This is a genomic window from Thermoflavimicrobium dichotomicum (assembly GCF_900114055.1).
Taxonomy (GTDB): domain Bacteria; phylum Bacillota; class Bacilli; order Thermoactinomycetales; family Thermoactinomycetaceae; genus Thermoflavimicrobium; species Thermoflavimicrobium dichotomicum.
Map to the genome: position 1 here is coordinate 118,245 of NZ_FORR01000004.1, position 12,124 is coordinate 130,368.

At 42.1% G+C, this 12,124-nt stretch carries 8 protein-coding genes; 1 reads left to right on the plus strand and 7 read right to left on the minus strand.

Annotated features, from left to right (window positions below):
- Nucleotides 1-63 precede the first annotated feature (63 nt).
- The 7 genes from BMZ78_RS06315 to ccpN all read right to left on the minus strand — a co-directional run bounded on the left by BMZ78_RS06315 (nucleotide 64) and on the right by ccpN (nucleotide 10,643).
- A complete protein-coding gene (locus BMZ78_RS06315) occupies nucleotides 64-1,713 on the minus strand; it encodes an AMP-binding protein (protein WP_093228891.1) in 1,650 nt (549 codons plus the stop codon).
- A 14-nt stretch (nucleotides 1,714-1,727) separates the two neighbouring features.
- On the minus strand, nucleotides 1,728-2,855 hold the full coding sequence (locus BMZ78_RS06320; protein ID WP_093228893.1) for an acyl-CoA dehydrogenase: 1,128 nt from the start codon (nucleotides 2,853-2,855) through the stop codon (nucleotides 1,728-1,730).
- Between the two features lie 215 nt (nucleotides 2,856-3,070).
- Nucleotides 3,071-4,177 carry an RNA polymerase sigma factor RpoD gene (gene rpoD / locus BMZ78_RS06325; RefSeq protein ID WP_093228894.1) on the minus strand — a complete coding sequence of 369 codons (1,107 nt, stop codon included), beginning with the start codon at nucleotides 4,175-4,177 and terminating at the stop codon, nucleotides 3,071-3,073.
- A 20-nt stretch (nucleotides 4,178-4,197) separates the two neighbouring features.
- Entirely contained in the window at nucleotides 4,198-6,054 is a 1,857-nt protein-coding gene (dnaG, locus tag BMZ78_RS06330; RefSeq protein ID WP_093228896.1) for a DNA primase, read from the minus strand.
- A gap of 466 nt (nucleotides 6,055-6,520) precedes the next feature.
- Nucleotides 6,521-9,172, minus strand: a complete 2,652-nt coding sequence (gene ppdK / locus BMZ78_RS06335; RefSeq protein ID WP_093228897.1) for a pyruvate, phosphate dikinase — start codon at nucleotides 9,170-9,172, stop codon at nucleotides 6,521-6,523.
- A gap of 2 nt (nucleotides 9,173-9,174) precedes the next feature.
- A complete protein-coding gene (locus tag BMZ78_RS06340; RefSeq protein WP_425263919.1) occupies nucleotides 9,175-9,996 on the minus strand; it encodes a pyruvate, water dikinase regulatory protein in 822 nt (273 codons plus the stop codon).
- Between the two features lie 14 nt (nucleotides 9,997-10,010).
- Nucleotides 10,011-10,643 carry a transcriptional regulator CcpN gene (gene ccpN, locus BMZ78_RS06345; RefSeq protein ID WP_093228900.1) on the minus strand — a complete coding sequence of 211 codons (633 nt, stop codon included), beginning with the start codon at nucleotides 10,641-10,643 and terminating at the stop codon, nucleotides 10,011-10,013.
- A 482-nt stretch (nucleotides 10,644-11,125) separates the two neighbouring features.
- On the opposite strand from ccpN, the gene BMZ78_RS06350 reads away from it, so the two are divergent.
- Nucleotides 11,126-12,115 carry a DUF6612 family protein gene (locus BMZ78_RS06350; protein WP_093228902.1) on the plus strand — a complete coding sequence of 330 codons (990 nt, stop codon included), beginning with the start codon at nucleotides 11,126-11,128 and terminating at the stop codon, nucleotides 12,113-12,115.
- Nucleotides 12,116-12,124 lie beyond the last annotated feature (9 nt).

A 12,124-nucleotide genomic window follows, 5' to 3' on the forward strand; every position in this document is an offset into this window, starting at 1 on the left:
GTCACGTTTCTTAAATCAACTTGAAACCAAAAAGGAATCCTGTTGTATTATATCTTTGGAACATCAAAAGTCTTTCTTCTTTTTTAATTCTTCTGCAATCATTTCCCGCAATTTGTATTTTTGCACTTTTCCGCTGGCAGTCATGGGAAATTCTTCGACAAAATGAATGATCTCCGGTATTTTGTGCCGGGCAATTTGTCCTTGACAATACTCACGAATCTCCTCGGCCGTTAAAGATACTCCTTCTTTTTTACGGATAAATGCTGCCACAATTTCACCGTAATAATCATCGGGCGCTCCAACAACTTGTACATCCAATACTTTTGGATGCTGATAAATAAATTCTTCAATCTCTCGTGGATAAATATTTTCACCACCGCGAATAATCATATCCTTTAAACGCCCAGTAATGCGAAAGTAGCCATTTTCGTCCATGACAGCCAGATCTCCCGTGTGTAACCATCCTTCTTCGTCAATCGCTTCTGCAGTTGCCTCAGGCATCTTATAATAACCTTTCATGACATGGTAACCCCGCGTACACAATTCTCCCTGTACCCCCGGCGGAACCGTTTCACCCGTTTGCGGATCCACAATTTTGACTTCGACCACATCATGCTTTTTTCCCACGGTAGCGACTCTTAATTCCAATGGATCATCTGCCCGGGTCTGCGTTATGCCAGGAGATGATTCAGTTTGTCCATACACAATGGTTAATTCCTTGATCCCCATATCCTCCGTCACCCGTCGCATCACTTCAATCGGGCAATTGGACCCGGCCATAATACCGGTACGAAGGGTACTGAAGTCGGTTTTCTCAAAATCTGGATGATTCAATTCTGCTATAAACATGGTTGGAACCCCATGCAAAGCTGTACATTTTTCTTGCTCTACCGTTTTCAAGACAAGTCCAGGATCAAATTTGGTCAGCGGGATCATCGTAGCCCCTACACTTACACATGTAAGGGTGCCTAAAACACATCCAAAGCAATGAAAAAAGGGAACAGGGATACACAAGCGGTCTTGTTCGGTCAGCTTCATACACTCAGCAATATTTCTCGCATTGTTGACGATGTTATAATGGGTTAACATGACCCCTTTTGGAAAACCGGTTGTTCCGGAAGTATACTGCATGTTAATCACTTCATCGGGATCCAGGCTTTCTTGGCGTTTCATTAGCTCTTCATCAGAAATTGTTTGCCCCATCTCTAAAACATCCTGCCATGTAAACATGCCTGGATATCGCTTGTCGCCGATCATAATCACGTTCCTAAGCCGGGGCAAACGGGCTGACTTGAGCTGTCCCGGCTTTGAAGTCAAAAGCTCAGGACAAATCTCATACAGCATATCGACATAACTCGTTCCACTGACTCCCTCCATCAAGATAAATGTTTCTGTATCTGATTGAGCAAGCAAATACTCCAGTTCGCGTGTTCGATAGTTGGTATTTACCGTAATTAAAACCGCTCCCATTTTCCCTGTGGCAAACTGGGCAAGTAACCATTCAGGTTGATTGTTGGCCCAGATCGCGATGTGATGCCCTTTTTGCAAACCGAGTTTCATAAAACCTTTGGCTACTTGATTGGCATGGTTACGAAACTCGAGGTAAGACCATCTCAAGTTGTACTCAGGATAAACAACCGCCTCATGATCGAGCAATCGTTCAGCCTGCTCATCTAACAACGTACCTACTGTCTTATGAATGAGCTCTGCCAATTTTCTTTATCCCCCTAGCACCCAATCTCCCGGGCGATGATATTGCGCTGGATCTCTGAGGTTCCTTCGCCAATCTCCGTTAATTTCGCATCGCGGAAGAAGCGCTCCACTTTATAATCATGCATATATCCATAGCCGCCATGGATTTGGACAGCTTGATTGCAAACACGCATCGCTACCTCAGAAGCATACAATTTGCACATCGAAGCTTCTTTGGTAAACTTCCGTCCTTGATCTTTCAGCCAGGCTGCTTTATATACCATCAATCGTGCCAATTCAATTTCCATTGCCATATCTGCCAGTTTATGCTGAATCGCTTGAAATTTGGAGATCTTCTGTCCGAACTGAACCCGTTCTTTCGCATATTGGAGTGCCAACTCGTAGGCTCCCTGTGCAATTCCTACCGCCATGGCCCCAATCCCAATTCGGCCACCATCTAGCGTAATAAGAAACTGTTTGTAGCCTTTCCCTCTTTCTCCCAAGATTTCACGATCTGTTACTTTTACATTTTCCAACACAAGCTCTGTGGTATTGGAACTGTGCAGCCCCATTTTGTGATAGGAGTCAACTACCGTAAATCCTTCCGCATCGGTTGGTACGATGAAAGCTGTAATTTCCTTTTCCCCTGTCAGCGCAGTGAGTGAGACAAATTTAGCATAGCTGGCATTTGTAATAAAGCATTTGGAACCATTAATAACCCAAGTATCTCCTTTTTTGACTGCTTTCGTCCGTGTTCCACCTGCATCTGAACCAGCACCTGGCTCCGTCAAACCAAACGCTCCCAACGTCTTTCCCTGACATAACGGAATCAGATACTTTTGTTTTTGTTCTTCCGTTCCAAATAGGTATATGGGTGCACATCCAAGAGAAATATGAGCCGAATAGGTAATTCCCGTCGAGGCGCAAACCCTGCTAAGCTCTTCTACCACAATCGCAAAACTGATCGTATCAGCTCCACCTCCACCATACTCTTCTGGAAATGGCAAGCCCATGAGATTTAAATCAGCCATCTTTTCGAAAATCTCTTTTGGAAATCGTTTGGTTCGATCTCTTTCATCGGCACCTGGCGCCACTTCTCCCTCAGCAAAATCCCGCATCAGTTTACGGATCATCTTTTGTTCAGCAGTCAAGTCGAAATTCATGTCTCCACTCCCCTAATTTACCCTAGTATGTTAGCGCTTTCATTTATATTATAGATGTATTTATGCATTATCTTCAATAATTTTAGATTTAACAGTCATTATTTCTTGTAAGCGTCTTCAATTTGATTTGCATTGAGGTTGGAAAAGGGATAAAATTGAATCAATAAAACAAAAAGCACTCAAATCGAGTGCTTTCCTGAAAAAACGGTATCTATTTACTCAAGGAAATCCTTCAAGCGTTTACTCCGGCTCGGATGGCGTAATTTGCGCAGTGCTTTTGCCTCAATTTGTCGAATCCGTTCACGCGTGACGCCAAATACCTTCCCGACCTCTTCCAATGTCCGGGTACGGCCATCATCGAGACCAAAACGTAAACGCAGGACATTTTCTTCACGTTCAGATAATGTATCAAGCACTTCTTTTAACTGTTCTTTTAACAGCTCATACGCTGCTGCGTCAGCAGGCGCTTGCGCTTCATCATCTGGAATAAAGTCTCCCAGATGGGAATCGTCTTCCTCACCAATCGGTGTTTCGAGGGAAACAGGCTCTTGGGCGATCTTCATGATTTCACGTACTTTTTCTGGGCTGAGCCCCATCTCTTCAGCAATTTCCTCTGGTGTGGGTTCACGTCCCAGCTCCTGGAGCAAATGTCTGGAAACACGAATGAGTTTATTAATGGTTTCGACCATATGAACCGGGATCCGAATGGTACGTGCTTGATCAGCAATTGCACGGGTAATTGCCTGACGAATCCACCAGGTTGCATACGTACTAAATTTGTAGCCTTTGCGATAATCAAACTTTTCAACAGCTTTTAGAAGTCCCATATTCCCTTCCTGAATCAAATCCAGGAACAGCATACCACGCCCAACATATCTCTTGGCAATGCTGACTACCAAACGGAGGTTTGCTTCTGCCAACCGCCGTTTCGCTGCTTCATCATTTTGCTCAATCCGCTTCGCAAGCTCGACTTCTTCTTCAGCTGTTAAAAGAGGGACTCGACCGATTTCTTTCAAGTACATCCGAACAGGATCATTGATTTTGACACCAGGTGGCACACTGAGATCATCGTCGATCAGATCAAAGTCTTCACTATCCACCTCTGGCTCAAAATCATCATCGGCTTCGTTTTCCACTTCAATACCCAGTTCATTTAACAGCTCAAAAAAGTCATCAATTTGTTGCGGATCCTGGTCAAACGGAGCCAATTTCTCCATGATGGTTTTATATGTCAACACACCTTGTTTTTTACCAGCCTCGATCAACTGAACTTTTACCTGTTCCAAATCCAATTCCGTATCAACATTTTGTTCGTTAGCCAATGTTTATTCCTCCTTTCTGATCAATCCATGATGAGTCCGCGTTGGATCTTTCGCTTCAACATGGCAATTTCCTGACCTAATTGCGCGGCTTGTATGGATTCACCAGCTTGAATTAATCGCTGTTGTTCTTTTTCTTTTCGTTCGATCTCGGATAAGATCATCCCATTTTTGATATGACTTACATAATCTTTCAAAGCGGCTTCGGACACCTGATCAGGATCAGGCAAGTCTAGCATCGCCAGCTCACTTACTTTAGGTATGAGAGAAGGATCTATCTGCTCCAAATAACCAATAAATCTGCCAACATCTGCTGAATAACCTACTTGATAATACCGGTAAAGATGAGCAGCTAGAGCTTCATAGGTTTCCGTTTGAAATTGTGATCCTAATTCTTTTTCTACCCAAGCTGCGATCGCCTGGCTTTTCATCATTAAGGCAAGTAAATGTTTCTCAGAGGTCTCAGCCAGTGAAGCAGAACGCGCTTGTACAACCAAATGTTTGGCATCTTCCTGCTTTCCATTATTCCACTTAGCTGGTTGTTTATCCCCTTTTTTTTCTTTCTTCTTGCGAAGCTTGATGCGACGTTGCTCTTCTTTTAACGCATCCAAAGAGAGGTGAAATTCATCAGCCAGTCTCCTGAGGTAATGATCCTGTTCGATAGCCAAAGGCAATTCACTGATAAGATCTATGGCAACAGTTAAGTATTTTAGGCGATCATCTTCATCTTGTAAATGGTATTTCTTTTTTAGCATCTCCAGTTTAAAAGCGGTTAATGACATAGCTCCGGCCAATACTTCCTCTTGGAAAGCAGAAGCGCCATAACAACGTATATAATCATCAGGGTCCATCTTGCCAGGCATTTGGGCAATCTTGACAGTACAATTATATTTTCTCAGCAGATCCGTTCCTCTTTCTGCTGCTGCCTGCCCAGCTGTATCTGCATCGTAACAAATGATTACTGAATCGGTATTGCGTTTGATCACTTTCGCTTGTTGTTCCGTGAGCGAAGTACCTAGCGTTGCAATCCCCGTATAAATGCCAGCTTGCCATGCAGAAATCACATCCATATATCCTTCAAAGAGGACTGCTTGTTGTTTTTTTCGTATGTGTGTACGGGCACGATGAAGATTAAACAAATGACTCCCTTTATGAAAGAGAGGAGTTTCAGGACTGTTAAGATATTTAGGCTCTTGATTGCCTAAGCTTCGCCCACCAAATCCAATCACCCGACCTTGTGTATCATGTATTGGGAAAATAATCCTTCCTCGAAAACGATCATAAAACCGATCCATTGAAGGAGAAGAACGAGAGGTGATCAAACCGATTTTTTCTAACAATGCAGGTTGAAAGCCACGTCGTTTCAAAAAACGAAAGAGCAATTGATGATCTGATAACGGAGCATAGCCCAATTGAAATTCTTTGATGGTTTCCATCCGAACCTGTCGGCTCTCTAAATACTGTCTTGCAACACGTCCATACTCCTCGTGAAGTAATAAATGATGATAAAGACGAGCTGTTAATTCCAGAGCATGGCGCATCTCTCTTAGCTCTTCGTTTTCCTGACTTTCAACCGATACTGATTCTGGAAGTGGAATCCCTGCTTGCTCGGCTAAATGCTTCACGGCTTCGACAAAAGTGAGCTGTTCGATGTCCATAACAAATCGAATGACATCTCCACCCACTCCACATCCAAAACAATGATAAATCTGCTTTTCAGGAGAGACAGAGAAGGAGGGTGTCCTTTCAGAATGAAAGGGACATAATCCAAAGAAGTTCCTGCCGCTTTTTTTCAATTGAACATAAGTAGAAACCACATCAACGATATCTACTTGAGTCCGGATTTGGTCTATAACTTCATCAGGAATGCGTCCCCCCATAAAAATCACTGCTTTCTATTCGATTCCCTTAAACAATACTACCAAAAAATATAAATTTCTCCAGACATCTAGTATCTATTCGCCAAAATTCGTCAAAGTCCTTCAAAACCTTATACATTTTTCTATGGTAATTATTTCATATAAATATGTAGAACTTTGTTTTTATAAATCTCTTTTCTTCCTATTCTACAAAAATGATTGTTCTCCTTCTCACTTAGTTCATGAACCGAGGCAAAGAAAGAAATGGAAAAAAGATGTCGAATAGAAAAGCGGAACATTGTTCTTATTACTTCTATTTTAGAATCATTTTAATTAAAAAATACCCTAGATCAACTGGGAAAAGGATATTTTTTTTCAAGTTCTTGTCAAACAGCTCCCTTCTTCAGATGGAACAGAGATAGAAGAAGGAATCGGTTTCACAGCCTTCTGCCTATAAAACCGATTCCCTTTCAAACGAATGATCCAATTAATTTTTCTCACTTGTTAATACTGCCTGTGCTGCAGATAAACGAGCTAAAGGCACTCGGTACGGTGAACAGCTGACATAATCCAATCCCACTCTGTGGCAAAATTGGATGGAGCGTTTTTCTCCGCCATGTTCCCCGCAAATTCCTGTTTTCAATTTGGGTTTTGTCTTTCTTCCCTCCTCTACACCCATCCGAACCAGTGCTCCAACTCCTTCTGTATCGAGTGTAATAAAGGGGTTATCGGGAAGAATTTTATTATCCACATAAGCATGGAGGAATTTACCTTCTGCATCATCACGGCTGTAACCAAATGTCGTCTGTGTCAAATCATTGGTACCAAAAGAAAAGAAATCAGCTTCATTTGCAATCTCTTGGGCAGTGATGGCAGCTCGTGGCACTTCGATCATCGTACCAACTGTATAGGCGATTTTCTCTCCGGTCTCCTCTTGAATCCGACCAGCTACTTCATCAACCAACTCACGCATCAATTTCAATTCATTCACATGCCCGACAAGTGGGATCATAATTTCTGGCTCTACCCGGATACCTTCTCGCTTGCATTCGATTGCCGCCAAGAAAATCGCTTCCACTTGCATTGCATAAATCTCTGGATGAATGATCCCCAAACGACAGCCTCGATGTCCCAACATTGGGTTAAACTCTTGAAGATTACGCACTTTTTTCAAAAGCGCCTGTTTTCGCTTCAGTTCCATTTGATCTGTTTGATCATCCATTTGCATTTTCGCAATTTCAACTGCCAATTCCTCTGCGTTTGGCAAAAATTCATGTAGCGGAGGATCCAACAGCCGGATATTGACAGGTAATCCATCCATCGCTTTAAAGATGCCTTTGAAGTCCTCTTTTTGCAGGGGAAGTAATTGACGGAGTGCCTCCTCGCGCTCTTCCCTTGTTTCCGCCAAAATCATTGTCTGTACAATCGGCACACGACTGGGTTCCATAAACATGTGCTCTGTACGGCATAATCCAATTCCTTCTGCCCCTAGCTCCCTCGCTTTTGCCGCATCTTCAGGATTATCTGCATTAGCTCGAACACGCAACCGGCGAACTTCATCAGCCCAATCGAGGATCTGCCTAAACTCGGAAGACAGTGTAGGTTCAATCAATGGAACTTCACCATCAATCACCTGGCCTGTGCTTCCATCAATCGTAATGAGATCCCCTTCTTTTAAGGTGAGTGTGCCAACGGTCATCTCTTTTTTATGCAAATCGATTTTGATTTGCTCACAGCCACAGATACAAGCTTTACCCATTCCTCGTGCCACAACGGCTGCATGACTGGTCATGCCACCACGACTCGTTAAAATGCCTTGGGCAGCTAAAATGCCATGGATATCTTCTGGCGTAGTTTCAGGACGAACCAAAATGACCTTGTTCCCCTGTTTTGCCAGATATTCAGCATCATCAGCATCAAAAACAATTTGCCCTGAAGCAGCTCCAGGTGAAGCAGGCAATCCTTTGGCAATCACATTCGACTCCACATTTGTATCCAAGCGAGGATGCAACATCTGATCCAATTGTTCCGGCTCAATCCGCAGCAAGGCTTCCTTCCGATCAATGAGCCCCTCTTCCACCATCTGACAAGCAATTTTCACGGCTGCCTGCGCTGTGCGCTTTCCGGAACGGGTTTGTAATATATACAATTTGCCACTTTCAATGGTAAATTCAATATCCTGCATATCACGATAATGCTGTTCCAGTCGTTGGCAAATTTCCTGAAACTCCTGGTAAACCTTTGGCATATGCTTTTTTAATTCGGCAATGGGCTCCGGTGTACGAACACCTGCAACAACATCTTCCCCTTGCGCATTCATCAAAAATTCGCCATACAGTTCCTTTTCCCCCGTTGATGGGTTACGGGTGAAAGCTACACCTGTGCCCGAGTTTTCTCCCATATTTCCGAAAACCATGAGCTGGATATTTACTGCGGTACCCAAATGGTCTGGAATTTGATGGATTTTACGATAAATTTGCGCCCGCTGGTTATTCCAGGACAAAAATACCGCCCTAATTGCTTTTTTCAGCTGTTCATATGGATCCTGCGGGAAGATTTCTCTTGTATGAGTTGCAATACAGTCCTTAAACTGCTGAATCACTTGAATCCAATCTTCTGCAGTTAATTCCGTATCCAATGACACTCCCCGGATCTCTTTTTGCTTTTGAATAATCCGCTCAAAATGATAATGGTCAACCCCCATTACTACATCGCCAAACATTTGAATAAAACGCCGGTAGCAATCATACGCAAAACGCGGATTGCCTGTGAGCTTGGCAAGCCCTTCGACCGTATCATCATTAAGCCCCAAGTTTAAAATGGTATCCATCATGCCGGGCATGGAGTAAACAGAGCCTGAGCGAACAGATACCAAGAGCGGCTGGATTGGATTACCAAATGTTTTTCCTGTATCTGCTTCTAACTGCTTTAAGGCAGCCCATACTTGTTCCATTAATTCATCAGTTAATGTTTGGTTCGCTTCGTAAAAGGCGTTACATGCTTCGGTTGTGATCGTAAAACCAGGGGGGACAGGGAGGCCAGCCCGTGTCATTTCGGCCAAGTTGGCTCCTTTTCCTCCCAATAGTGTCCTAAGCTCTGCATTCCCTTCCCGAAACAGATAAACCCATTTTTCCGTCATATTTACTCGGCCCCTTTTTTCAATAACTCTAGGATAATACTAGCAGTTTCCTCTACAGCCTTATTGGACACATCAATACGTGGACATCCCACACGTTTGATGACCTGCTCTGCGTAATCCAATTCCTGTAAAATACGCGACATGCTTGCATAGTTCGCATTAGCAGTCAGGCCAAGCGCCTTTAATCGTTCGCGCCGAATATTATTGAGTTGGTTTGGATCAATGACCAAACCTATACATTTACTGGGTGGAATTAAAAATAATTCTTCTGGGGGTTCAACCTCGGGCATCAAAGGAACGTTGGCCACTTTCAGACGCTTATGGGCCAAATACATGGATAGCGGAGTTTTAGAGGTTCGAGAAACCCCAATCAATACCACATCTGCCCGTAAAATTCCTCTTGGATCCCTGCCGTCATCATATTTAACTGCAAATTCGATCGCTTCCACCTTTCGGAAATACTCATCATCCAGCCGATGAATCAAGCCTGGCTGACCTTTGGGTTCTGTATTGTATAGCTTGGCAAGCCCATCAATCATCGGACCCATGATATCGACATATGGAATCGACAATCGCTCAGCTTCTCTGACCAACACATTCCTGAGTTCCGGGACAACCAAGGTAAAAGCAACCAAAGCTTCTTCTTCCTTCGCCGCTTGCAATGTTTCCAAGATGGTTCTCTGATCCATTACATATGGAACACGGCGTATATTTAATGTACCTCCATTAAATTGGCTACATGCAGCTTTGACAACTAACTCGGCCGTTTCACCAACCGAATCGGATACAACATAGACAACTGGGTGATTTTCTAAGATGGATATGATCCTCTCCTCCTTTACAATGTCATATTTTCTCCTAGTTCAACAAATACTTTGGTAATGGTTGTCTTGGTAATTCGTCCAATTACTTCCAACTGGGCAGGATCCTCACTAAATGGGCGTACAACCGGCAGTGAATCAACTTGTGCTCTCATCATCAATTTCGCTGCATGATAAAGCGTATCTTCCAATGTACAAGTGACAATATTAGGCATGCGAGACATGACAATTCCAACTGGAATCGATGTTAGATCCTGTTTGCCCATCGTTGCTTTCAAAAGATCTTTTCGTGAAACGACTCCACTTAAATAACCCGCTTTTTTGACGACAAACAGACTGCCAACATCTTCTAAAAATATGGTGCAAATCGCATCATAAACAGAAGTTTCTTCATATACGACCACAGGACGGGACTTGTAATCTTTTACATATAATTTACGGATTTGTTCTCCCAATAATTGATTCGTCGATTTTCCGGAATAAAAATAACCAACGCGCGGTCGTGCATCCAATAGGCCAGACATCGTTAAAATAGCCAAATCCGGCCGTAAAGTGGCTCGAGTCAGATTTAGTTTTTCAGCGATTTGTTCCCCAGTAATGGGCCCTTCAGCTTTTACAATTTCCAAAATCTTTTCTTGTCGTTTTGTCAGCTCGATGTCGGTACACCTCCCGACTATTTAACCCTTTTTTATAATATGTCATACTTTTTCTTTATATAGTATATACTAAATGATTCATTACTTGCATCGCAAGTATTTTACTTTATAAAAAAATTTTTATCCAGCTGGTAAAGATCATAGTATAAATGCGTACATACGTATTTTTATTGTTCAATCAGAGACAAAAACAGCTCCAGAAAAAGATCTTTTTCTTAAATCAGCAATCCATTTTTTTGTGCATCTAACCAAGATGTAGTGGGTTCCGATCGAAATCATATTCCTGAATTTATCTCCCTCATGTTGTTTCATCACTAAAATGAATGAATTCTAAAAATAATAAATTAATTAACTTCACAAGAAAATCTAGGTAATCCTATGACAATAAATTGAAATATTTACAATTGAAGTTGTTGCTTTAAGTAATCTATCATAAGATTTGTTTATCAAAGAATCTACTGCAAAGAGGTGTTTGAATGAAACGATATGGGTTTGCGATATTCATTACAGGATTGATTGTATCAATCATGACAGGTTGTTCTCTTTTGGGGATCGAAAGTGGAAAAAATTCGGGTAACACCAATGCAGCCCCCAAAAAGCTCACCGCAGATGAAGTGCTGACGAAGTCTTGGGATGCCATGAGCAAATTAAAGGGTTACAAGTGGGAGAGAAAGGTAGAGCAATCAATCACTGCAGAACAGGAAGAATCATCAAAAAAACAGACATCTTCGAAGGAAGAAGCAGAAGCTAGAAATACAGCAAACCAAACTTTTGAATATATCGATACAGATCAGCTTCATTTAATCGAAGACCTAACGACGGAAGCCAAAGGTAAGGAAACTACCATTAAAACAGACTTATATATCAAAGATGGAATGGCCTACCTAAAATCGAACAAAATTAAAAACTGGAAGAAAATGAAACCGACTTCCAAATTAGTAGAACCTTTTGTGGATAGTTTAGAGTATGAATATATCAATCCTAAATTTGTCATTCAGTTGGTAAAAAAAGAAATAAAATCCATCAAAATGAAAGAAACTAGTACTACCTATCAACTGGATCTCTTATTAAACGATGATCAAAAAGCCCAACCTTTTATCAAAGGGGCAAAAGAAAGACTCGAGCATTTTCAGATCGGACAAGAAGAAAAAATGAAAGTGCATTCTTTCAAGTTATCTCTTTTTATTAACAAAACGGATTTTAAACTCAGTAAAGTAACTCAAGAATTTGAACTGGACCTCCCTTTGAAAAAATCAACCCTCAAAATCCAACAACAGCAAACGGTTGAGTTGCAGGGAGAAGTGAAAGAAATCCAGTTGCCTGAAGAATTGCAAGAAAACAACAGTGGTTCCAAAAAAGAGAAAGAATCCAAAAAAGAGGACTCCTCTTCCAACTCAAATGATGAGTCTGATCAGAAGAAAGACAGTAGCGATTCTTCGAATTCCTCTGATGAAAACAGAATCTAACAACATACT